Annotated in this window: 26 protein-coding genes; 15 read left to right on the top strand and 11 right to left on the bottom strand. The window is 70.8% G+C overall.

Annotated features, from left to right (window positions below; all coding sequences use genetic code 11):
• The first annotated feature begins 76 nt into the window (after positions 1-76).
• The 3 genes from ND748_RS03925 to ND748_RS03915 all read left to right on the top strand — a co-directional run bounded on the left by ND748_RS03925 (position 77) and on the right by ND748_RS03915 (position 3,578).
• Entirely contained in the window at positions 77-2,032 is a 1,956-nt protein-coding gene (locus ND748_RS03925) for a M13-type metalloendopeptidase (protein ID WP_308205583.1), read from the top strand.
• Between the two features lie 141 nt (positions 2,033-2,173).
• On the top strand, positions 2,174-2,455 hold the full coding sequence (locus tag ND748_RS03920; protein ID WP_251744055.1) for a hypothetical protein: 282 nt from the start codon (positions 2,174-2,176) through the stop codon (positions 2,453-2,455).
• Positions 2,456-2,744: 289 nt separating this feature from the next.
• Positions 2,745-3,578 carry a glycosyltransferase family 2 protein gene (locus ND748_RS03915; protein WP_308205584.1) on the top strand — a complete coding sequence of 278 codons (834 nt, stop codon included), beginning with the start codon at positions 2,745-2,747 and terminating at the stop codon, positions 3,576-3,578.
• Between the two features lie 62 nt (positions 3,579-3,640).
• Here ND748_RS03915 and ND748_RS03910 read toward each other — a convergent pair whose 3' ends face one another.
• Positions 3,641-4,531 carry a LysR family transcriptional regulator gene (locus ND748_RS03910; RefSeq protein ID WP_251744053.1) on the bottom strand — a complete coding sequence of 297 codons (891 nt, stop codon included), beginning with the start codon at positions 4,529-4,531 and terminating at the stop codon, positions 3,641-3,643.
• Positions 4,532-4,692: 161 nt separating this feature from the next.
• Between ND748_RS03910 and ND748_RS03905 the strand changes: the two genes are divergently transcribed.
• The 4 genes from ND748_RS03905 to ND748_RS03890 all read left to right on the top strand — a co-directional run bounded on the left by ND748_RS03905 (position 4,693) and on the right by ND748_RS03890 (position 9,945).
• Entirely contained in the window at positions 4,693-5,652 is a 960-nt protein-coding gene (locus ND748_RS03905; protein ID WP_251744051.1) for a hypothetical protein, read from the top strand.
• Positions 5,640-7,139, top strand: a complete 1,500-nt coding sequence (locus tag ND748_RS03900; RefSeq protein ID WP_251744050.1) for a phosphotransferase family protein — start codon at positions 5,640-5,642, stop codon at positions 7,137-7,139. The genes ND748_RS03905 and ND748_RS03900 overlap by 13 nt, the downstream gene beginning before the upstream one ends.
• 137 nt (positions 7,140-7,276) lie before the next feature.
• On the top strand, positions 7,277-8,392 hold the full coding sequence (locus tag ND748_RS03895) for a cytochrome P450 (RefSeq protein WP_374215838.1): 1,116 nt from the start codon (positions 7,277-7,279) through the stop codon (positions 8,390-8,392).
• An 80-nt stretch (positions 8,393-8,472) separates the two neighbouring features.
• Positions 8,473-9,945, top strand: a complete 1,473-nt coding sequence (locus tag ND748_RS03890; RefSeq protein ID WP_251744048.1) for an aldehyde dehydrogenase family protein — start codon at positions 8,473-8,475, stop codon at positions 9,943-9,945.
• 15 nt (positions 9,946-9,960) lie between these two features.
• On the opposite strand, the gene ND748_RS03885 is transcribed toward ND748_RS03890, so the two are convergent.
• From ND748_RS03885 to ND748_RS03875, 3 genes are all read right to left on the bottom strand, one after another.
• Positions 9,961-10,413 (bottom strand): hypothetical protein, encoded by a 453-nt coding sequence (locus tag ND748_RS03885; RefSeq protein ID WP_251744045.1) that lies wholly within the window; start codon positions 10,411-10,413, stop codon positions 9,961-9,963.
• On the bottom strand, positions 10,410-11,324 hold the full coding sequence (locus ND748_RS03880) for a metallophosphoesterase (RefSeq protein ID WP_285901566.1): 915 nt from the start codon (positions 11,322-11,324) through the stop codon (positions 10,410-10,412). Before ND748_RS03880 ends, ND748_RS03885 begins: the two co-directional genes overlap by 4 nt.
• 62 nt (positions 11,325-11,386) lie before the next feature.
• On the bottom strand, positions 11,387-11,731 hold the full coding sequence (locus ND748_RS03875; protein WP_251744042.1) for a plastocyanin/azurin family copper-binding protein: 345 nt from the start codon (positions 11,729-11,731) through the stop codon (positions 11,387-11,389).
• A 389-nt stretch (positions 11,732-12,120) separates the two neighbouring features.
• On the opposite strand from ND748_RS03875, the gene ND748_RS34465 reads away from it, so the two are divergent.
• Positions 12,121-12,501, top strand: a complete 381-nt coding sequence (locus tag ND748_RS34465) for a VOC family protein (RefSeq protein ID WP_374215837.1) — start codon at positions 12,121-12,123, stop codon at positions 12,499-12,501.
• Between the two features lie 79 nt (positions 12,502-12,580).
• Here ND748_RS34465 and ND748_RS03865 read toward each other — a convergent pair whose 3' ends face one another.
• The gene (locus ND748_RS03865; RefSeq protein ID WP_251744040.1) at positions 12,581-13,126 is read right to left on the bottom strand and encodes a DUF1360 domain-containing protein; all 546 of its coding nucleotides are present in this window, start codon (positions 13,124-13,126) and stop codon (positions 12,581-12,583) included.
• Positions 13,127-13,243: 117 nt separating this feature from the next.
• Between ND748_RS03865 and ND748_RS03860 the strand changes: the two genes are divergently transcribed.
• Complete coding sequence (locus tag ND748_RS03860; protein WP_374215836.1) at positions 13,244-13,714, top strand: pyridoxamine 5'-phosphate oxidase family protein; 471 nt, start codon at positions 13,244-13,246, stop codon at positions 13,712-13,714.
• A gap of 76 nt (positions 13,715-13,790) precedes the next feature.
• Here ND748_RS03860 and ND748_RS03855 read toward each other — a convergent pair whose 3' ends face one another.
• Both ND748_RS03855 and ND748_RS03850 read right to left on the bottom strand, forming a co-directional pair.
• Positions 13,791-14,810, bottom strand: a complete 1,020-nt coding sequence (locus ND748_RS03855; protein ID WP_251744037.1) for a DUF2637 domain-containing protein — start codon at positions 14,808-14,810, stop codon at positions 13,791-13,793.
• 256 nt (positions 14,811-15,066) lie between these two features.
• Positions 15,067-15,435 (bottom strand): hypothetical protein, encoded by a 369-nt coding sequence (locus ND748_RS03850; protein WP_251744036.1) that lies wholly within the window; start codon positions 15,433-15,435, stop codon positions 15,067-15,069.
• A 349-nt stretch (positions 15,436-15,784) separates the two neighbouring features.
• On the opposite strand from ND748_RS03850, the gene ND748_RS03845 reads away from it, so the two are divergent.
• On the top strand, positions 15,785-16,462 hold the full coding sequence (locus tag ND748_RS03845) for a DUF72 domain-containing protein (RefSeq protein WP_251744034.1): 678 nt from the start codon (positions 15,785-15,787) through the stop codon (positions 16,460-16,462).
• A 73-nt stretch (positions 16,463-16,535) separates the two neighbouring features.
• Positions 16,536-17,285 (top strand): enoyl-CoA hydratase/isomerase family protein, encoded by a 750-nt coding sequence (locus tag ND748_RS03840; protein ID WP_251744033.1) that lies wholly within the window; start codon positions 16,536-16,538, stop codon positions 17,283-17,285.
• A gap of 51 nt (positions 17,286-17,336) precedes the next feature.
• On the opposite strand, the gene ND748_RS03835 is transcribed toward ND748_RS03840, so the two are convergent.
• Entirely contained in the window at positions 17,337-18,191 is an 855-nt protein-coding gene (locus ND748_RS03835) for a helix-turn-helix transcriptional regulator (RefSeq protein ID WP_251744032.1), read from the bottom strand.
• Between the two features lie 330 nt (positions 18,192-18,521).
• On the opposite strand from ND748_RS03835, the gene ND748_RS03830 reads away from it, so the two are divergent.
• The 4 genes from ND748_RS03830 (at position 18,522) to ND748_RS03815 (ending at position 20,903) form a co-directional block, all read left to right on the top strand.
• Complete coding sequence (locus ND748_RS03830) at positions 18,522-18,662, top strand: hypothetical protein (protein WP_251744030.1); 141 nt, start codon at positions 18,522-18,524, stop codon at positions 18,660-18,662.
• On the top strand, positions 18,659-18,895 hold the full coding sequence (locus ND748_RS03825; protein WP_251744029.1) for a hypothetical protein: 237 nt from the start codon (positions 18,659-18,661) through the stop codon (positions 18,893-18,895). Before ND748_RS03830 ends, ND748_RS03825 begins: the two co-directional genes overlap by 4 nt.
• A 106-nt stretch (positions 18,896-19,001) precedes the next feature.
• Positions 19,002-19,916 carry a glutathione S-transferase C-terminal domain-containing protein gene (locus ND748_RS03820; protein WP_251744028.1) on the top strand — a complete coding sequence of 305 codons (915 nt, stop codon included), beginning with the start codon at positions 19,002-19,004 and terminating at the stop codon, positions 19,914-19,916.
• A 171-nt stretch (positions 19,917-20,087) separates the two neighbouring features.
• Complete coding sequence (locus ND748_RS03815) at positions 20,088-20,903, top strand: OmpA family protein (protein ID WP_251744027.1); 816 nt, start codon at positions 20,088-20,090, stop codon at positions 20,901-20,903.
• 72 nt (positions 20,904-20,975) lie between these two features.
• On the opposite strand, the gene ND748_RS34460 is transcribed toward ND748_RS03815, so the two are convergent.
• From ND748_RS34460 to ND748_RS03800, 3 genes are all read right to left on the bottom strand, one after another.
• Positions 20,976-21,686 carry a Fic family protein gene (locus ND748_RS34460; protein ID WP_251744026.1) on the bottom strand — a complete coding sequence of 237 codons (711 nt, stop codon included), beginning with the start codon at positions 21,684-21,686 and terminating at the stop codon, positions 20,976-20,978.
• The gene (locus ND748_RS03805) at positions 21,683-21,889 is read right to left on the bottom strand and encodes an AbrB/MazE/SpoVT family DNA-binding domain-containing protein (protein ID WP_251744025.1); all 207 of its coding nucleotides are present in this window, start codon (positions 21,887-21,889) and stop codon (positions 21,683-21,685) included. The genes ND748_RS34460 and ND748_RS03805 overlap by 4 nt, the downstream gene beginning before the upstream one ends.
• A gap of 104 nt (positions 21,890-21,993) precedes the next feature.
• The coding region (locus ND748_RS03800; protein WP_251744024.1) for a Rieske 2Fe-2S domain-containing protein at positions 21,994-22,399 on the bottom strand (406 nt) is incomplete at its 5' end.

Raw genomic sequence — 22,399 nt, 5'->3', positions numbered from 1 at the left:
CGTCACCCGATCCACATCCGGCCGCTGCCCGCGGGGTCCTTCCCTGGGCAGGCAATCGGTTGGAGACTGCTGTTCTGTGAGCATCCTCGACGACGCCCGCGAGGGCATGGACCCTGACGTCCGACCGCAGGACGACCTCTTCGGCCACGTGAACGGCCGGTGGCTCGCCGAGACGGAGATTCCGTCCGACCGCTCCAGCTGGGGCCCGTTCCTGCAGCTCGCCGATGTCGCCGAGCAGCAGGTCCGCGACATCATCACCGACCTGGCCGGGCAGGACCCGGCCGCCCAGAGCGTCGAGGCCAGGAAGATCGCCGACCTGTACAACTCGTTCCTGGACAGCGAAACGATCGAGGCTCTCGGCCTGGATCCGGTGCGGCCCCTGCTGGCCGCCGCGCGTGGCCTGGGCAACGTCCGCGACCTCGCCGCGTTCCTCGGCGAGCTCGAACGCGCCGGCGGCCCCGGGTTGTTCGGCTCCTACGTCGACACCGACGACCGCAACTCCGACCGCTACCTGTTCCACCTGCGCCAGGGGGGCCTCGGCCTGCCCGACGAGTCGTACTACCGCGACGAGAGGTTCGCCGCGACGCGCGAGAAGTACGTCGCCTACCTGACCCACATGCTCGGACTGGGCGAGCATCCCGACCCCGCCGGCGCCGCGCAGCGGATCCTCGCCCTCGAAACCCTGCTCGCGAAGGGCCACTGGGAGCGGGCCGAGACCCGCGACGTCCAGAAGACCTACAACCTGACGACGGCCGAGGAGCTGACGGCGCTCTGCCCGGCCTTCGCCTGGGACGCCTACGTCACCGGTCTGGGCGGGCAGCTCACCGGCCCGCACGCGACGCTGGCGGAGGCGTGCGTGCGCCAGCCGTCGTACTTCGCGCACCTGTCGACCGTGCTGACCGACACGCCGATCGAGGTGTGGCGCGACTGGGTGGTCAGCCGCGTGCTGCGGGCCGCCGCGGCGTACCTGCCCGACGAGTTCGTCGAGGCTTCGTTCGACTTCTACGGCCGCACCCTCAGCGGCACGCCCGAGCTGCGGGCCCGGTGGAAGCGCGCGGTGGGCTTCGTCGAGGGGGCGGTCGGTGAGGCCGTCGGCAGGGAGTACGTCGCCCGCCATTTCCCGCCGCGGGCCAAGGCACAGATGGACGACCTCGTCGCGAACCTGCTCGCGGCCTACCGCGAGTCGATCTCCCGGCTGGACTGGATGACCGAGGAGACCAAGCTCCGGGCGTACGACAAACTCGCGACGTTCCGGCCGAAGATCGGCTACCCCGACGAGTTCCGCGACTACTCGGGGCTGCTCGTCCGCCACGGCGACCTGATGGGCAACGCCCGCGCCGCCGCCGCGTTCGAAACCGACCGGGACCTGGCCAAGATCGGTTCACCGGTCGATCGCGACGAGTGGTTCATGCTCCCGCAGACCGTCAACGCCTACTACAACCCCGGCACCAACGAGATCTGCTTCCCGGCGGGCATCCTGCAGCGGCCGTTCTTCAGCCCCGACGCCCACCCGGCCGAGAACTACGGGGGCATCGGCGCGGTCATCGGTCACGAGGTCGGTCACGGCTTCGACGACCAGGGGGCGCAGTACGACGGCGCCGGCAACCTCAACGACTGGTGGACCCCGGCCGACAAGGCCGCCTTCGAGGTGAAGTCGAAGACGCTGGTGGAGCAGTACAACGCGTTCGAGTCGCGCAACCTGCCGGGCGAAAAGGTGAACGGCGCACTCACCGTCGGCGAGAACATCGGCGATCTCGGCGGCCTGACCATCGCGCACCAGGCCTACGTCATCTCCCAGGGCGGCGAGGCGTCGCCCGACGACCGGCGGCGGCTGTTCATGAACTGGGCCTACGTGTGGCGCACCAAGCGGCGGCTCGAGCTCGAGCGGCAGTACCTCACCACCGACCCGCACAGCCCGCCGGAGCTGCGCGCCAACATCGTCCGCAACCTCGACGAGTTCCACGAGGTCTTCGCCACCGCACCCGGCGACGGGCTGTGGCTCGACCCGGCCGACCGGGTCCGCATCTGGTAGGAGGCGTCGCTTTCCGATGGAGTTCACAACACGCTCTTAACATTCAATTCCGATATCGGTTTGGCGCTGTCCGAGCCGGCTGAGGTACCGTCCCTCCCGCACCTTCAGCGCGTTCAGGGAATGACCAGAAGGGATCACAAAGTGACCCAGCAGGAGCAGCAGGAGCAGCGCCGCCAGGTAGAGCAGAATTTGCGCCAGAACTGGCACCAGCTGCGCTACCGCATCCTCGACCAGTTCAATCAGGTCAGCTCGGCGGATCTCGACGCCGCAGCCGGCATCAATGACCTCGTCGCGCGGATTGCCGACCGAACGCACCACAGTGAGCAGTACGTCGAGAACCGGCTGCGGCAGTTGACGGGCGTCGGCGGCGGCCAGCAGGGCAACCAGGGGGGCCGCCAGCAGCGCCAGCCGTTCGGCGCCTAGCCAGCGACCTCACCAAGACGGTTCTGCCGTTCCACCTGACCGTCAGCTGTTGACCGTCAGCTGTTGACCGTCATCGCCGGTACGGCGGCGGCCGCCTGGTCCCCCCGGGCGGCCGCCGCCGTGCCCGGCCCGCGGCTGTACCGCGCGTGTCGGCGGCACTGGTGTTAGCACTGAGTCCGTGCAGCCTCTCCCAGGCGGCCGGCCGCCCTCGGTCGCCCCGTCTCTCCCGGTCGCCCAGCCTCTCCCGGTCGCCCCGTCTCTCTCCGTCGCCCAGCCTGTCCCGGTCGTCATCGTGCATCGTGACCAGCCGACGCGGCTCGTGGACACGATCGACGCGTTCCGCGCGCAGGACGTCCCCGTCATGATCACGGTCGTCGACAACGGATCGGCGGTCCCGCCGCCGGTCGAGGCCGCCGATGTCGCGGTCGTGCTGGCCGGCGGCAACCTGGGGTTCGGGCCGGCGGCCAACATCGGCTTTCGGGCGTTCCTCGCCGACGAGGACGCGGGCGAATGGGTGGTACTCGCACCGCACGACGCGCTGCCCGAGCCCACCTGTCTGCGTCACATGCTGAGCGTGCTGGCGCAGCAGCCACGAGCGGGGCTGGCGTGTGCCGACGTTGGCGACGGCGCGACGCCGGTCATCGACCCCTACTTCGGCGGGATTCTCGCGCCCGCGAGCGTCGACGAGGGCTGGGAGCCGGCCGGCCACCCGCACGGCACCCTGATGTTCGCCCGGCGCGCCTGCCTCGACGAGGTCGGGATCTTCGACGAACGCTACTTCGCGTACTGCGAGGAGGCGGACCTCGCGCTACGGGCGAGGTCCGCCGGCTGGGAATCCGGACTCGTGCGCGGCGCGATGGTCACCAATCCGCACATCAGCTCGACCTCCGCGGCGATCGACTACCTGCAGCTTCGCAACACCCTGCTGCTCGTACGGGAACACTCCGGCCGCTACCACGCGTTCATCCGGTTCTGCATCGCGCTGTGGCACCTCGCCTCGGGCGCCGTCGTACCGGCCCGACGCGGCCCCTACTGGCATCTCGAAGGCCGCCTGCGAGCGCTCGTCGACTTCCTCCACGGCCGCTTCGGCCCGCCACCCGCGCACCTGCTCGTCAAGCGCTGACATCGCCTTGCTTCCCGCTCACGCGCTCCGGCACCGCAACCCGGGCGCCGATCGCTGCCGGCCTACCCGTCGCGGGGCGGCCCCGTCGGGAGGACCAGTTTCTTCGCGGCCTCGACGACATGGCGAACGGCGGGGCTGTCCTCGCCCGTGCGCCAGATCAGGAGCTGATCCAGGCGGACCCACGAGGCCGGGTCCGCGAGCGGGACCGCGACGACGGCCCGGTGCCGGTATCTCGGCACCGCGCGGGAGGCGGTCAGCGCAATGCCCTCGCCGGTCTCGACCCGGGTGGCGAGTTCGTCGCGGCCGTGGATGGGGGGGCGGGTGACAGTGATGGTGATTCCGGCGGTCTGCCAGCGGGCGGCGGGATCCGGGCCGGTCAGGATGAAGGTCTCGCCGTCGAGGTCGTCGAGGTCGATCGCGGATCGGCGGGCGAGGGGATGGCCGGCGGAAACGAAGACCGTGTCGAGAATGAGGACGTCGAAACGGTAGGCGTCGAGCCCCACGGGCAGCTCCCCCCAGCACATGCCGAGGGAGCTCCGCCCGGCAAGAACCGATGCCGCGATCTTCTGGTTCGGCTTCTCCCGGTACTCGAGCCTGAGGTCGGGGTGGCGGGACCGAAGCGACCGGACGAGCGACGAGACGACGTCGAAGTGGTTGCTGGCGTGGAGCAGACCGACGGTGCCGGCGGTGCCGTTCGCCGTGCCGGCGGCAACGGCCCGGAAGGTCTCGATGCTGGCGAGGACGAGGCGCGCCTGGTCGAGCAGGGGCCCCGCCTCGGGGGTGAGGGCGACGCGGCGGCTGGTGCGCGCGAACAGCCGGATACCGACGCTGGCCTCGAATTCCCGCAGTCGCTTGCTGACGCCGGAGGTGCTCAGGCCCAGCCGAGCGGCGGTCCGGCCGAAGTGCAGCTCGTCGGCGAGGGCGACAAACACCTCTAAGTGATCAATCCCCACCTGGAGGATCGTCCCCGAACGGGAAACGATGCGTCAACCGGACGGCTCTTGATCCGGGGCTGGGGTGGGCGGAAACTCGCGGGGCCGGCCGACGCACGCAGTCTCGGCGGCATCGGTCGATCAGGTATCCGGATTCCACTCCCGCAACGAAGGGAGCCGATGTGGGCGATGACCCGAGCTGCTTCACTCCCGCCGACGACGACCTCCATACTCCATCGGCAGACTATTATGAGACCGAGACATTCTGGTTCTCGTTCTTCGTGCCGGACCGGGCGCTGGGCGCCTGGCTCTACGCGTCGGTCAAGCACAACGCCGGGGGAACGGCGGGCGGCTGCTGGATCTGGGACGCCGCCGGTAGCGCGCCGTGGGACATTCCGTTCTACGAACAGTTCGCGCACCTCAAAGCGCCGAGGCAGCCGTCGCCGGGCCGCCTGACGTTTCCGACCGGGATGACGGTGGAGGTTCGCGAACCCGCCACCTCCTACCGCCTCGGTTATGACGACCGCAACCGGTGCCGGGTCGACCTGCGCTTCGACGCGCTCGAACCGCCGGTGCCGCTGCGGCGGGGGGCGCCGCCGTACCCGAAGGCCTCGCACTATGACCAGACCGGGCACGTCACCGGTCACCTGCTGCTCGACGGTGAGCGGGTCGAGGTCGACTGTCACGCCATGCGCGACCGCTCCTGGGGGCCCCGGGCCGAGCGCGGCTACCGACGTGTCGGCTACACCTGGGCCGCCTCCCCCGGGCTGAGCCTGCTCACGTACACGTCGCCGGCGGCTCAGCAGGGCGGCACGGGCCCGGAACGCGTCCATTCCGGCTACGTCCGCCGCGACGGCAGGCTCGCCCGGATCGTCGAGGGCCGTCGCACGGTGCACCGCGATCCGGAGCAGGGCTGGATCACCGGCGTCGATCTCGAGGTCGTCGACGAGCAGGGTCGCGCCACCGTCGGCCGGGCCGACGGCGCGAGCCGCATGATCCTTCCCGGTGGTACCTCGGTCTGTATCAACACCGCACTGCGGTGGAATGTTGACGGCCGCCCCCTGCACGGCGAGGACCAGGACGTCTGGCCGATCGACGAGTGGCGACTGCTTCGCCGCGGGAGCGTCCGATGGGCAGCCTGACCCTGCCCGCCGCCATCCTGGAATGGGTCGAGAAGGCGGTGGGACATCCGGTCCTGAGCGCGACGAGAATACCGGGCGGTGGCACCCGCCAGGGCTGGTTCGTCGACGTCGACGTCGACGTCGACGTCGACGTCGACGGGCACGGCGAGAAGGACGGGAACGGCGGGAACGGCGGGAAGCTGTTCCTGCGATACAGCCCGCAGCCACTGCCCGCCCGCAGCGCCTTTCACCGGCTGGCCACCGAGGCCGAGGTGATGCAGGCCCTGGGCAGCGCCGGAATTGCGGTTCCCGCCGTGTACGCGGTCCATCCCGCGCACGAGGCGGTCCTGCTCGAACGGATGCCGGGAGAGACGTGGTTCTACCGCATCCGCGACCCCGACGAGCAGGTCCGGGTGGCGCGGGACTTCATCAGGAGCCTGGCCACCGTCCATCGTCTCGATCCGGCCCGCCTGACCGTACCCGGGCTCGGGCCGGTGCGGTCGGCGCGGGAGCATGCCCTGGAGCGCATCGCGGCGATCCGCCGGCGCGCCACCGCTGCGGACGGGTCGATCGACCCCCTGGTCCGTCTGTCGGCGGACTGGCTGGAAGCCCACGTACCCGACTACGACGGCCCTGTCGTCCTGGTCCAGGGCGATACCGGGCCCGGGAACTTCCTGTACCAGGACGGTCGGGTCACGGCCGTGCTGGACTGGGAACTCTGCCATTTCGGGGATCCGATGGATGACATCGCCTGGTTGTCCCTGCGAACCGTGCAGGACACCTTCACCCACCTGCCCGACCGCCTCGCCGAATACGAGAAGCTCTCCGGCCACCCGATCGACGTCGACCGAGTCCTGTACTACCGGGTGTTCGCGGAGACGACGATGGCAACGCTCACTCCCCACGAAGGCCCCGGCGCCCCGGCGGTGGACGACGAGCTGTCGGCTGCCGAGAAGTCGGCTGCCGAGAAGTCGGCTGCCGAGAAGGACGTCGGCAACACCATGCTCTATCTCCAGCTCCACCGCCGGCTGTGGCTGGAGGCGTTGAACGCCGTCATGGGTCTCGAACTCACCAGGCCGGTCCTGCCGCAGGCGGCGGATCCACCCGGCTGGCAGCCCCTGTACGGAGATGTGCTGGCCATGCTGCGCACGATCACGCCACGGATCACCGACCCGTTGGCGTCGCAATGGCTGAAGGGGATAGCCCGGGTGGTCCGTCATCTGCGGGAGCTGGACGCCTGCGGCCGGGAGTGCGACGAGCTGGAGCGCTCCGACATCGCTCTGCTGCTCGGAAACCCACCGTCGTCGCTGCAGGCGGGCCGGGACGCGGTCGCTGCGGCGAATGCCGCCCGGCAGGTCAGCGATGAGGATTTCACGCGATACCTATGGAACCGGGTGATGCGGGACGACCACGTGATGCGCCATGCGTCCGGTGCCCTGCACCTTCGCACCTGGCCGCCGCTGACCGACGCGGGTGCGAGAACGCCCGTCGCGACCACCACGGAGTGAGCATGACCGATGCCGATACCCATGCCGCTACTTATCCCGATACCCATGCCGAGGTCGGACCCGTCGCCCGCACCTGCCCGGTCGTGGACTATGTCAGCGGCCCGCCGCCCGCACCGGCCCTGACCCAGTTCCAACGCATGGACGACCATCAGGCGGCCGGCCGCCCCGCCGTCCGGACCGACGAGGCGGGCGGGTACTGGATATTCACCGACCATGCCGTGATCCTGGACGGGCTCCAGCGGCCTGACCTCTGGTCGAACTCGGTGATCGTCCCCACCGAGCCGGATCCGCCTTATCGATGGATCCCGATCATGCTCGACCCGCCGGAACACACGAAGTGGCGCCATCTGCTCGGATCGTATTTCTCACCTGGCCGAACGAAGGCGATGAAGGCCGGCCAGCACCGGCTCGCGGTCGAGCTCATCGAGGGCCTGCGCGCACGCGGCGACTGCGACTTCGTGAGTGACTTCGCGCAGGTGTTTCCCAGCACGATCTTTCTGGAGATCATGGGGATGCCGAGGGAACAGCTCGGCGAGTTCATGCAGTGGGAGCACATGATCCTGCACGAGAACAACGACAGCGACCCCACCGGCTCGGTCCGACTCGCGGGCATGCAGGCCGTCCAGACCTACTTCGCCGGCCTCGTCGCCGAGCGACGGGCGAACCCCGACCCCCGCGCTCAGGACGTCGTCAGCGCCGCGATCTCCTGGGAGATCGACGGCGAGCCGGTGACCGACGCGGACGTGCTCAACTGCCTCCTGCTGCTGTTCATGGCCGGCCTCGACACCGTCGCCGGCCAGTCCTCCTACGCCCTCCTGCACCTGGCCACCCACCCGGCCGACCGGGCCCGGATCGTCGCCGAGCCCGCGCTGATCCCGCACGCCGTGGAGGAACTACTCCGGGCATATCCGATCGTGCAGACGGCCCGTAAGGCCACCCGGGACGCGCAGTTCCACGGCTGTCCGATCAGGAAGGGAGACATGGCGGCCTTCCCGCTCTCCGCGGCCGGCCGGGACGAGCAGGCCTATCCCGACGCCAAGCAGGTCGATCTCGATCGCCCGACGATCCGTCATCTTTCCTTCGGTGGCGGCCCCCACCGCTGCCTCGGTTCCCACCTGGCTCGCCAGGAACTCGCCGTGCTGTTGCAGGAATGGCACCGCCTCATTCCCGACTACGAGCTCGCCGAGGTTCCCCTCGAACACGGCGGTGGGGTGTGGGGCCTGGAGTCCCTGCCCCTGCGGTGGGCCGTCTGACACCGGCTGACGCAGTCTCGGCAACGAGGCGGTCAACCGGCCCGCCGCCGTCACGGCACCGATCGTTGAAAGGGAGAACCATGGCCACCGACTTCTCCTACCGGCTCTACATCGACGGAACCTGGTCCGACGGTGCGGGCGCAACGCAGCTCGAGGTTCTGAACCCGGCGACCGAGGAGGTCATCGGCCGGGTGCCGCAGGCGACGCGCGGTGACGTGGCCCGCGCCATCGAGGCCGCCCGGCGGGCCTTCGACGACGGACCATGGCCGCGGATGGCACCCGGGGAGCGGGCCCGGATCCTGCTGCGCATGGCGTCGGTGATGGAACGCCGGCTGGCCGAGATCGTCAACCTGAACATCGTCGAGGCGGGGTCGGTCCGCTGGCTCGCCGAATCCGTCCAGGTGGGCATCCCGGTCGCGCACCTGCGCGACATGGCCGAGCGGGTAATGCCCTCCTTCGGCTGGGAGAAGCCGCTCATGCCGTTCGTCGGCGCCGGCATCGGCCAGGGTGTGCTGCGCCGCGAACCGTTCGGCGTCGTCGGGCTGATCTCCGCCTACAACTTTCCCTTCTTCCTCAGCATGATGAAGCTTGCGCCCGCCCTCGCCGCCGGGTGCACCGTCGTGTTGAAGCCCGCTCCCACGACCCCGCTCGAGTCCTTCCTGATCGCCGAGATCGCGCAGGAGGCCGGGCTTCCCCCCGGCGTGCTCAACGTCGTCACCGGCGATGTCGAAGCCGGCCAGGAACTGACCAGCAACCCGATGGTCGACCTCGTCAGCTTCACCGGCTCGGACACCGTCGGCCGGCTGGTCTACAGCCAGGCCGCGCCGACCCTGAAGAAGGTCGTGCTGGAGCTCGGCGGCAAGTCGGCCAACATCATCTGCGCCGACGCCGACCTCGACCTCGCGATCGTCGACGTGCTGACCGGCATCACCCTGCACGCCGGGCAGGGCTGCTCGCTACTCACCCGCACGCTCGTGCACCGCTCCCGGCACGACGAACTCGTCGAGAAGGTCACCGCCGCGCTGGCCCAGGTCAAGGTCGGCAACCCCGTCGAAGCAGACACCGCCATGGGCCCGCTCATCAGCGACGCGCAGCGCGCCAAGGTGGAGGAACTCATCCGCACCGGGGAGAAGGAGGGCGCCCGGATCGCCTTCGGCGGTGGCCGGCCGGCCGGGCTCGACCGGGGGTACTTCGTCGAGCCGACGCTGTTCACCGGGGTCGACAACGCCATGACCATCGCGCGCACCGAGTTCTTCGGCCCCGTCGGTGTGATCATCCCGTTCGACGACGACGCCCAGGCCGTCCGGATCGCCAACGACAGTCCGTACGGGCTCGCCGCGGCCGCCTGGGCGAAGGATCCGATCCGCGCATACGATCTCGCCAAACAGCTCCGCGCCGGCTTCGTCACGATCAACGGTGGCGGCGGTGGCCTCAGCCCGCACACCGCCTTCGGCGGCTACAAGCAGAGCGGGCTGGGCCGCGAATGGGGCGAGCACGGACTCGACGAGTTCCTCCAGACGAAGTCGGTCGTCTGGGGCGTGGCACGCGGCTGACCTGGACAGCGTCGCCTACCCGGCCGGGGACTGCGATGATCGTCCGGTGAGCAGGTTCGTCCGAGAGGCACCGAAACGTCGGCTCACCGCTGCCGCGGCGGCGAGCACCACCAGGACCCCGATCTCCACGGCCACACTGATCGCGGCGTCCGGGGATGGCGTGAAGCCGCGTTCCTCGAACCCGGCGACGCCGGTCGTCCGGGACAGCACGAAACCGACCAGCGCGCCCCCGGACAGGCCCGCGGCCAGGATCGACAGCAGGACCGACCCGGGCAGCGCCACGCTGACCACGAGCAGGAACGCCACGGCGAACGAACCCCCGGCCTGAACGAGGAACGCCGGGCCGATGGTGTGGACGTGGCGGTAGCCGTGGTCGGCGTACAGGTCGTAGTGGATGTAGCCGCTCCAGGCCAGCAGGGCGGCCACGACGACCTTCGCCGCCGCCTGGGCGATCCGCGACGCGGTCATGCGAGCACGCTGTCTTTGATCGCCAGGGCGGTCCGGCCCTGGACGTGGCTGACCTCGCGGATGCCGAGCGCCGCCCGCAGCCGGCCGGCGGGCAGGGTCTGCGGCGTCGGTGCCGGGCCGACCCCGGGCCGGGGCAGGGGGTAGGCGGTCGTCGTGGCGCTGTGGAAGGTCACCGTGCCCTCGGTCTTCGTGAACAGCTGGTGGACGTGGCCGTTGAGGCAGGTCACCGAGGAGAACCGCCGCAGGTGGCTCAGGGCCTGCGTGGCGTCGTCGGTGCCCCAGCCCCACGCCGGGTACATGGCGAACAGCGGGATGTGGGAGAAGACGATGATCGGCGTGTCGCTGGACAGCCCGGCCACATCCCTGCGCACGAAGTCGAGCTGAGCCGGGCCGAGGTGGCCGAGCTGCTCCAGGCTCAGGGTGTTGACCAACGCGATGACGTGGACACCCTTGATGTCGAAGCTGTACCAGCCGTCACCGGCAGAGCCGGCGCCGAAGGTCGCAAGGTAGCCCCGGCCGTGGTCGCCGACCGAGTCGTGCTCCCCGGGCACGGTGTGCACACCGCCGGCGCGCACGCCACCGAGCATCTGCTTGACCTGGTCGAACTGGGCGGCGGTGGACAGGTGGGTGAGATCGCCGGTGTGCATGACGAAGTCCGGCCGGTAGGGCAGCGCGTTGACCTGGTCGATCGCCCGGGAGAACGAGCCCGTGACGTCGGGGTTCGCCGTTCCGGTGAAGCCCAGATGGCTGTCGCTGAGCTGGACGAACCGCAACGTGACGGTGTCGTCGGCCGCCGCGGCACTCGGTGTCGTCCCGCCGACGACCGAGCTGATCACCTCGCCGCCGACGACGCTGAGCGCCACCGCCGCGCCGAACCACGCGCCGTGGCGGGCAAGCTGGCGCCGGGTCATGCCACCCGGTCGATCCGCCTCGCCGGGCCCGGGGCCGCCGGGGCCACGCTCGTCGCCGGCGGTCACGGGGTGACCACCACGGTGCCGAGCATGAAGGGGTGGATGGTGCACAGGTAGGGGTACTGACCGGCCTTGGTGAACGTGTACTGGTAGGTCGCCCCCTGGTCGAGGGTCGGTGAGTCCGGGCCCGCGCCGCTCTTCGCGGTCACCGTGTGCGGCTCGGAATCCTGGTTCGTCCAGGTGACTGTCGTGCCGACCTTCACCGTGACGGTCGCCGGCGAGAACGCGAAGTTCTGGATGGCGACCCTGGCCGTCGACACCGCCTTTCCGGCCGCCGTCGCACCACCGCCACCCGCTGCACCCGGCGCGCCCGCCGCCATCCCGGGCATCCCAGACATGCTCGGCATCGGGGCCGGCGTCGTGCCACCGTTCGCCCCAGCCCCTGACGCCCCGGCCCCTGAGGTCGCCGTCGCGCTCGGAGCGTAGGCCGGCGCCGCGGCCTGCGAGGTCCCGTCCGACCCGCTGCCGCAGGCCGCAAGACCGGGAATCGCCACAGCCAGAACGGCGACCGCGAACAGCCGCCGAGGTCGGCGCAGCGCGAAAGAACTCCACATCGATAACTGCCTTTCCGGCCCGTCTGCCGGGCCAGTGCCGTGGGCCCACCGTGTTCGGCTCGGGGACCGCGTCCGTCGTCGCGGTTGTCAATAGCCGGGGTGGTTACACGGCCCGGGCAGCACCCGCTGGCAGGCCGTCGTCGAGTCCAAGGCATCGAGTCCGAGGCTCGAGTTCAAGAACCATCGAGTCCGAGGGGCGGTGTCGCGACCCGGCGGGCGGCGATCAGCGCGCAGCAGAAGTCCTGGGCGGGGTCCGCTACGAGGACGACCGGCCCGAGGTCCCGGAGGTACTCGTGAACAGCGGCGAGGGCAGCGGGCCAGGCCTGCTGTTCCTCGCCGTACCCGAGGGCAAGAAACTCAAGAATCGGCTGCACCTGGACCTTCAGCCACAGGACCGAGCTCGGGATGAAGAAGTCGAGCGGCTGTTGGGCCTCGGCGCCAAGCTTGTCGCGGACTTCCGCAAGCCGGACGGTACGGGCTGGGTCGTTATGATCGACATCGAAGGGAACGAGTTCTGTGTGGAGCGCAGTCAGGCGGAGCGAACCCTGACCGGGGATATCTAGCGCCCCGTCCGGCCAGGTTCGCCCGCTGGTCGCTCTGCCGCAATTTCAGATCTTCTGCGTTCCGGTTCCGCCAGGCGGGCTAATCGGCCGCCTGCTCCAGGCGGGCATAGGCGAACTGGAGGGCGTCGGAACCGGCCACGGCGGTGAACACCGAGGCGGCCAGCCGGGTGAACCGGGGGGCGACCACCAGCCCGAACACGAAGCCGGTGGCCACCCACTGCGCGGCGCAGAACGGGCAGGTGAGCAGCTCGCCGAGGCTGTGCCGGGCCCCGTTTGACTCGCGCGCGTCCTCGGCCAGCTCGGCCGGACCCGACTGGCCGCGGAAACGGGTGAACGGCGCCCGCAACGGACTCGTCACCGGATCCTTGGTCAGCACCCGGCTGAGCTTGTGGGTGGCGACGGTGACCAGCGCGAGGTCGGCCGCGCTCACCCGCTCCGGCGGCGCCGCCCCGACGAGCCGGGCGACCCCGACCATCGAGGCGCACACGGCGCCATAGGTCCCCAACGTCGCCAGGTAGCCGCCGAGCGGACGCGGCTCGCCGCCGGAATACTCCGCTTCCTCCCGCCGCGCGACCCCGGCGACCCGATCGGCGACCTGGCGGGCGGTCGATTCCCATGCTGTCATCATCTTTGCCGGCGTACCCCGACCGAGGGTCCCAAACCGAGCGCCGCCACGCAGGGCGGGAGTCAGCGCCCCCGTGTTCGGATCGGCCGGTCGGCCGTTGCCGGTATGCTCCGCGACGTGCCAGCGTGGAAGGCGATCGAGCAGGCGGAACCGGAGTTTGCCGGGCGGGTGCGGCGGCTGTTCGACGCCGGTCGCCACAAGACCATCGCGACGCTGCGCGCCGATTGCTCGCCGCGTATCTCGGGCATCGAGTGCGAGTTCGCCGACGGCAATCTCCGCTTCGGTTCGATGACCGGTGCCCGCAAGGGCGCGGATCTGCGTCGGGATCCCCGGTTCGCGCTGCACGGCCCGACCTTCCACCCCGAGGAGGGCAGAGAGGGCGACTGGCCGGGCGAGGCGAAGATCGCCGGGCGGGCCGTTCCCGCCGGCCCGGTGACCACGGCCGAGTCGGGTGACCCTCCCGACGGGGAACTGTTCGTCGCCGACATCACCGAGGTCGTCCTCACCCACCTCAACGCCGAGGCCACCAGGCTCGTCATCGAGTCCTGGACGCCGGCGCAAGGACTGCGCAGGGTCGAGCGGGAGTAGGCCGCGTCCCCCCTCGCAATCAGCGGATGGCGTGCGCGAGCACCTCGTTGGCCGGCGCCCGCACTGCGTGTGCGGACTACTGGCCGGAGGTGGGGACGAGGGTCCGCTCGGAAGCCATGCCGCGGCGCCGCTCGCGGACGGATGGCCGGTGCGTGGGCCGGGTGGACGGGCCGGTGTTGACGTCGGCGTGCGGGGTGTTCCTCCGTACCTGGTAGACCCAGCTCCTGCTGACCGTGATGCCCTGCGCGGCGAGCACCGCGACCGTCTCGGTGACCGATCCGCCGGTCTGGTCGAGGGTGCGCGCGATCGCCTCGCGTTTCGCGGCCGGGTCCGCCGCGCCGTCCAGCCCGGCGGCCAGGTCCACCTCCGCGCCCAGGTCGGCGGGCGGGTCCCCCACGGCGCCCAGGCCGGCGGCCACGTCCGCCACCCCCACGTCCGCCACCCTCGCGGCCGGGACCACCGCAGCGGCCAGCCCGGCGGCCCGGTCCGCCACGTCGTCCAGCCCGGCGGGCAGGGACGCCACAGCCGGCCGGTCGATGTCCGCCCAGTCGACGGCGGCCGCAGTAGCGGCGGCAGTGGTGGCAGTAGCAGCGGCAGTGGCGGCGGTGACTGTCGGGCCGCGTTGCGGGGGGATCGGCAGGACGGTCGTGACCGGGTCGCCGGCGCTCCGGCGTCCGGCCGGATGGATCTGGCGCATGAGCAGCTCGTAGGAACCGAGCAGGGCCAGCGGCGGCCAGCCGGCGATGATCCGGGCGGTGAACGTGGGTTCTGCGTGCAACACGTTCGCGAGCAGGGACGCGCAGGCCCCCAGCGCCAGCAGCACATAGGACAGCCAGGACCGGTTACGCCCGGCGCGACGGTCCGCCAGCATCGCCATCGACGCGGCCACGATCAACCCGTCCACGCTGAACGGCAGCACCGCCGCCGTCATCGCATCCTCCCCGTGCGCGATGGCGACCCCGCGCATGTGCCGGTAGGAAACGAAGGCCGCCACCACGGCCACCGTCGCCACCGCCACCACCGTGGTGACCCGGATCGCCCGCTCCGCCCGGACACCGGAGGGTCGACCCTCGCTCACCGGCTGATCACCGTCCACACCGATCTCCTCGCCTGCTCCGGAATGCCCCGCCAGGACCCAGTTTGCGCCGAAGCCGATCGTGTGGTCCAAACACCCCGCTCGATACGGAATGTCGGTATTCGCCCTGGTGCCATCCGTGATAACCCTGTCCGCCTGCGCATTTCCCGGATCACGGCGGGCGACCGGACACCCTGACCGTTCGAATCGGATCTGTTGCAGGCGGTCGATCCGTCGATCGGGCCGACCTCGGGGTGAGCTCCGACGATCCGGCCGCCTACCGCGTTTCCCAGGGGGCGTCGTCGCCCATCTTCTTGTAGTACTTGGCGAGGTGGTTCCTGGCCCGGGAGATGTCGGCCGCGGGGAGATTCACGCCGCCGCGCGAGCCCTGCATGACCGCCGCCGCGGCCATCACTCCGCGAGGAACAACCGTCAGCTCGCCGTCGATCACGTCGGCGATGAGCAGCTTGTAACCGGTGAATTCGTCCTTCTTCTCCCGGTCGTACCAGACGTGCGCCTCACGGTATCTGCCGTTGGGGGTCTCCTGGGCCTGGGCCCAGCGCCGGACCCGCTTCTCCGCCGCCGCGCCGTTCCAGGCACGCGTGCGGTCGGCCAACGGAAAATCCTTGAAGGGCGTGACGGACATGTCTGCCTCCTCCGGGGCGGCTCCAGATCGCTTCGACACCTGGCCCTTCCCCGGTCCGTCGGGTCAACACCGACGACCCCGGGGATGGTTGGCGGGTCCTCGCCGGACGTCGCCGGTCGCCGCACGGGCGTGCCTCGACCGCCGAGTTAGCGGCCTGATGCCGGGTATGGCGTCGCCGGCTGGACGAATTCCGACCGACGGGACGACCCACGAAGACAGGACGGCCCCCGAGACCGAGACCGAGACCGAGACCGCGCGAGCGGCACGGCGCACATCGACCGGAGGAGGGTGAGCGTCGATCGCGATCCACATCGGCACCTCGGGATGGAGTTACGGCCACTGGGACGGCGTGCTCTACCCGCCGGGGACGCCGCCCGGGCGCCGACTCGCGATCTACGCGACCGAGTACGACACGGTCGAGCTGAACGCCAGCTTCTACCGCTGGCCGAGCGACGCGACGTTCGCCGGTTGGCGCCGCCGGCTACCGCCGGGCTTCGTGATGTCGGTGAAGGCGTCCCGCGGGTTGACCCACGCCAAGCGGCTCTACGCACCGGAGGCGTGGACCAGTCGGATCGCGGGTGCCTGGCATGAGCTCGCCGACCGGCGAGCGGCCGTTCTGGTGCAGCTCGACGGGCGCTGCGGCCGCGACGACGCCCGGCTGGAGTACTTCCTGGCCGGGGTGCCACCGTGGCTGCGGGTGGCGGTCGAGTTCCGCCATCCGAGCTGGCACGACGAGGCGGTCTACCGGATCCTCGAACGGTACGGCGCGGCCTACTGCGTGATGAGCGGTGCCGGCCTGCCATGTGTCCTACGGGCCACCGCGCCGTTCGTGTACGTGCGCCTGCACGGCCCCGACCCCACGACCCTCTACGCCGGTTCCTACGACGATGACGCGCTGCGCTGGTGGGCCGCCCGCATCGACGAATGGGCGGGCAGCGGCCTGGACGTCTACGCCTACTTCAACAACGACGGCCACGGCTACGCCGTCGACGACTCCCGCCGCCTGCGCCGCCTGTGCGGCGCATGAGCGGCGCATGAGCGGCACTCGACCAGGGGCGGGATCCGCGCGGGGGTGCCCAGGCGAGAAGACTGGACGGATGATGACCACCGAGCCATCGCAGCACCCGGCGCAGGGGCCCTGGACCACGCTGGACGTACGCGTCAGTGCGCCGCTCGCCTGGGTCCGGTTCGACCGCCCGGTTGCGCACAACACCGTCACCACGACCATGATGATCGAGATGCACGCCGTGCTCACGGACCTGGCCCGGGACGACACGCTCTCCGTCGTCGTCCTCACCGGCGCCGGCCGGACGTTCTGCCCGGGGGCGGATCTGACGGCGGTGCTCACCGATCGCGACCGCGCCCCCGACCTCCCGCCGGTGGCGGCCTACCAGTCGGCGACCCTGCTGCACGAGATGCCGCAGCTCACCATCGCCGCGGTCAACGGCGGATGCGCGGGCGCCGGGTTCGCCTGGGCGGCGGCGTGCGATCTGCGGGTCGCCGCCGCCCGGGCCCGTTTCTCCGTCGCGTTTCCCCAGCTCGGTCTCACCAGCGAGCTCGGCCTGCCGTGGACGCTGGCCCGCGCGCTCGGCGGGGCCGTGGCCCGTGACCTCTGCTTCCTGCCGGCAAAACTCACCGCGGACGACGCCCGGCGGATCGGGCTGGTGGCCCGGGTGTTTCCCGACGACCGGTTCGAGGCCGAGGTCGCCGCGATGGTCACCGAGCTGGGATCGCGCCCGTTGAGATCGGTACGCGGAATGAAGGCCAACCTCCTGCTGGCCGAACGCAGCAGCATGGCGGAATTCGTCGACGCCGAGGCTCGGCGCCACCAGAGTTTCTTCACCGGGTGAAACGCCGACCGCCCGGCGGCACCCGGACCACCCGTACACGAACGCCGGGACTCAGGCGACCTTTGGATACTGCTTCTTGAGCCGCTCGATGAGGGCGAGCGCGGTCTGCTCGTCCCGGGCCACCGCGCCCCAGCCCTCGATGAACATGCCGTCGTAGCTCAGCCCGACCCACCGCCCGGTGAGGCGGTCGCCGTGCGGATTCAGCGAGAGGAACAGCGACCCCTTCGAGCGAACCGGACCCTCCGAACTGACGTACCAGCCCATGATGATCTCTTCGTCGAAAATCTGGAGTTCGCCCCACCAGAGATATCCGCCCAGCTCGGTGGACAGGCCGCGAGTGATCGCCTCAATGTGAATCTTCGCGCCGGACTGCTCCAGGCTCGCCTCCTGCGCGGAATGCATCTCCTCGCCGTCCCGGAACGTCTGCCAGGCCGTCCACCAGCGCCCGGACAGGTCGATGCCGCCACCGGCCCGACCGCCGGCGCCGCTCGGCGACGGCGGCGCCGACGGCGCGGTTCCGGGTCCGGGTCCGGGTCCGGGCGCGGGCGGTTGTGGGCTTGCGACGGGACCGACGGCGGCGGCGCTTCCCCCCACCATGAGCTGTCGACGATCCGTGGTGTCCACCTCCTCCAGTGCGCGCGGCCAGATGATGCCTTCCTGGCTCCCCTTGTCCTCCAACCAGGCGTGCCGCCGCAGCTCGACCAGCCGACCGCCGGCATTCAGCTCGGCGTCGATCGCGCTGATGAGCGACTGGGACGGCACGCCGAGCAGGCCGCGCTCGGCCTTGGACAGGTAGCTGGGCTGGTACCGGACCCGACTGGCGAGCTGGGCCTGGCTCAGCCCGGCCGCCTTCCTCAGCCCGACGATGCTCGCCAGGAGGGTGGCAAGGCGGGGTTGCATGTCCATCACATCGTCTACCCGGAGTCCTCGGTTGTGGATCGTCGCCGGACGATGTCACCTGGTCTGCTTGTTGTCACACCCCGAGCGAGCGCGCGGGCTGCCAGGCCGGCCGGACGTCGACTGCTCGTCAACTGCTCGTCAACTGATCATCGCACGTAACCAGGTCTCCCCCGCGCCACGGGTGGCCCACCTGCACGAGGCCGCCGCACCGACCTTTCCCCACCCAGTATGACCGCTCTCACACCCTCGCCAAGCGGCCCGCCATCCGCGAGCGTCGTATGTGCACCCAGGCGGGTGCCAGCCGTAACCAGCACTCCGACGGACAAGGAGGGGAGCATGGCGAGAACGTTCCGGCTCACCGATGTCGGCACGATGGCATTCCATTTCTTCGGCAAGGGCACATTGGTTTACCTTTTCGCGGATGCACCAACGCGGGCGCGGTCCGCCCCGCTTCGGAGCGGAGCGGAGACGGTGTGACAGTGCCCCGCCGTCCCGCGCGACCCGACGCAACCTGGACCCGCACCGAGTCCCCTGTCTGCGGCAGATGCTCCGCGCCGGAGTCCTACGCGGTCGTCTTCGTCGACGACGACGGTTCACCCACATCGGTCGGAGCCACGTTTCCCGGGCCGATGTCGGCGGAGATGTACGGAAGAATCGTGGGTGGCAAGTTCCGCGTCGTCCCCGCCGACGCGGCCCGCGTCGTCCCGTGAGCCGCCGGCCAGGTCCGCTGCCGGAATAGCGCGGAGGTCGCCGGCCTTGGAAGACACGGGCCGCGATCGGCGTGGCCGCTTCACCAGCGCCCCGAGGAGGACGCTCGTGTCCCAGGCCGCCGCCGTCTCCGCGAACACCAGACCGGTGTATGCCAGCCCGACCGATGTGGCGACGTACGGCGAGTACACGATCAGACGGGACCCCGCGGACACCCGGCCGCTCTACCGGTTCGCCGGGAGGATCACCGCGGACGGGTCGAGCGGATTCCTGGCCGAGCCGGGCCGCTACCACATCTACTCCGGCTGGTTCTGCCCCTGGGCGCACCGTGTGCTGCTCGAACGCGCGCTCCACGGGCTTGAGGACGTCATCAGCGTCTCCTACGTCGACGGCACCCGCGACGCCCGCGGTTGGGGGTTCCGCGAGAGCTACGGCCCGGACCCGATCAACGGCTTCACCCTGCTGCGCGACGCCTACGAGCGCACCGAACCGGGCTTCGACGGCCACGTCTCCGTCCCGACGCTGTGGGACCGCCAGACCGGTCAGGTCGTGTCCAACGACTTCACCAGCCTGGGCATCGACCTGGCCACCCAGTTCGGCCGCTGGTCGAACGGCACCGACACCTACCCCGAGCACCTGCGCGCCGAGATCGCCGAGCTCGACTCCTGGATCGGCCCGGCGGTGAACCACGGGGCGCACCGGGCGGCGCACGATGACGCCGTCCGCGCGACGCTGCTCGACGCGTTCGCGAGGCTCGACACCCGGCTCGCCGACACCCGGTACCTGGCGGGCGGCAAACTGACAGAGGCCGACGTGCGCCTGTGGGTCTCCCTGGTCCGCTACCGCGGCCGCCGCGGTGACCTGGCGACCCTGCCGCCGCTGTCGGACTACCCGCACCTGTGGACCTACGCCCGCGCCCTTTACCAGCTCCCCGCCTTCCGCGCGACCACCGACTTCGCCACCTTCTCGGAGCCGGACGCCGTCCTGGCGGGCTGGGACACCGCGCCCGGCGACGACGCATAGCCGCTTCGGCACGACCGCCGGCGGTAACGGACCACCTGGCCGGCGGTCGGCCGTGTCCGCCGTATCCGCCGTGTCCGCCGTGCCGGGCGCCCTGTCAGCTATCCGGCAGCAGTGACCGTCGGGGACCAGCCACGCGTAACGTCCCGCCCATCGAGGCTCTTGGGGGGCGGTGTGGAGCGCAGATTCGCGGTTCCGTTGCTGGCGGCGGTCGCGGCGGCCGGGGTGCTGTTCGCCGGTGGCTGCGGAGGTTCCTCGGGCTCGGGCGGGGACGCGTCCGCGGCCCCGCGCACACCGCGTGCCGCGGCGAAAGCCGAGCCGGCGCCGGCGGCGAGTACGCCGCCGGCGGATCCGTCCGCGTCGGCGTTGCCGCCGGGAGCCCGGCCCGGTCTGCATGACTACACCGGCGACGGCACACCCGACCCCACGTGCGGCACCCAGGACTTCGGCGCCGGGCTGGTGCTACGGCTGCCCTGCGGGGACTACGGCCAGTACGCGCACACCCCGGAGGACGGGACGAGGCTGGTGGCGAACTCGCTCTACCGGCTACCCGGGCCCGACGACGTCGATCTCACCGGCATCTCCGGCGAGAACCTCGCCGCCACCGACGCCGCGGGCCGCGAAGCCGTCATCCTGATCTTCAACAGTGACGCCCTGTTCGACACCGGCAGCTTCACCATCGGCAGCACCGACACGCTGGACGCGACCATCAGGCTGCTCAACTCCCACTACGCCGGCGGCGACATCCAGGTACGCGGCCACACCGACGCGACCGGATCGCCCGCCGCCAACCAGACCCTCTCGCAACGACGGGCCGACACCGTCCGGCGCTACCTCGTCGATCATGGGATCCGGGCGGCCTCGGTCACCTCCGTCGGCCTCGGCAGCACCCGCCCCCTGGCCGAGGAGGCCAACCCGGACGGCTCCCCCGACCCCGAGGGCCAACGCTTCAACCGGCGCGTCGAACTCGTCGTCCGCCTCCACCAGTAGCGAACGGGGCTGGCTCACCCCCACGCTGATGATCAGGACAGCGGCGTGGCCGGGACGGCGTCCTGATCACGGCTACGTCGCGGCGCGGCGGGTCGCCTCGTCGGCAAGCGCGACCGCGAGGAGGCGGATCAGCGCGGGCGTGTCCTGGGTGTCGAGCATCGTGATGTACGCGGGTCGCTGGGTGACCTGGACGATGGCGGGAAATCCGAACCTGCGGATGGTCTGCCACGCGATGATCGCGCGGCCGGTGCGGCCGTTGCCGTCCGAGAACGGGTGGATGCGTTCGAACGCGATGTGCGCGGCGGCTATGGCCTCCAGCAGGGCCTCGTTATCGAGGTTGGCTGTCTGCCACTCGGTCTGGTCGACCCACTGGCGCATGAGTTCGGGGACGTGTGCGGGTGGCGCGGGCTGCCAGGACGCTCCGGTCACGATGTTGCTGGAAGTCTTGTAGTGGCCGCGCTCGTGGGTCAGGTGGTCCATCAGCGCGGCGTGCAGGTCCCGGACGAGGCTGGTGGTCAGTGGTTCGCCGTCGGCGACGGCGCTCAGGATGCGGGCGAGCGCCTGGTAGTGATTGGCGATCTCGTACAGCTCGCGCACCGGCGTGCCGGCCACGGGTACTCGTTCGTCGACCAGCAGGGTGACGGTGTCAGCCAGGGTGAGCGTATTACCCTCGATCGCCGCGGAGTGGTGCGCCAGGCGCACCAGGACATCCTCGGCGTACTCCGGCGACAGGACCCCCGAGCCGGCCGCCTCGGCCAGGAACTCCTGCCTGGTCCAGGTCACGGCCGGGTCCGGGCCGCGTTGATCACGGCCAGCAGCTCGGGCAGGGAGGCGTCCTCGTACCGGCTCACGGCGCGAGCCTCGAGCACCCCGGCGCGAACGGTGACCTCGACCGTGTCGCCGGGGCTGATACCCAGAGCGCGCAGCTCGGCCGGGCTGATGGTGATGCCCGCCGAGTTCCCGATCGTGACGACCTTCTTCCGCATACGAACAGAGTACGCGCACGTACGAACACGCCGAGCTGCCGGCGGGCCTGGCGCGCGACCAGGGGACCAGATCATGAGCGCGCACACGGTCACGCCTGGGGTGCTCAGGTGGGAGTGGGTGGCACGTAGACCTGCACGACGCCGTCGACCTCGCGAACGGTGAGGCTGGGCAGCGGACGCGGCGGGGTGCGGATCTTGTAGTTCACGACCTCGCCGGCCAGCGAGAAGGCCATGCGGTGGCAGGGGCAGGTCAGCCGCTGCTGCGCCGGGTCCAGGGCCAGCCGGCAGCCCTGATGCGTGCAGATGCCCGACGTCGCGCGGACGCGCCCGCCGGTCCGTCGCACGAACCCGACCACGGTCCCGGTGTCGAAGGCACGCACGCCGCCTTCCGGCAGGTCCTGCGTGGTGGCGACGGTCCGCCAGATGCCGGCCGCAGGAACCAGGGTGCCGCCGGGCCCGGTCGCCGGCTCCGGTCCGGCCACCGCCGGGTCGGCCCGGTCACCGCTGCCC

This window comes from Frankia sp. AiPs1 (assembly GCF_023716945.1).
GTDB lineage: Bacteria > Actinomycetota > Actinomycetes > Frankiales > Frankiaceae > Frankia.
This window is presented reverse-complemented; position numbering and strand designations above follow the sequence as displayed.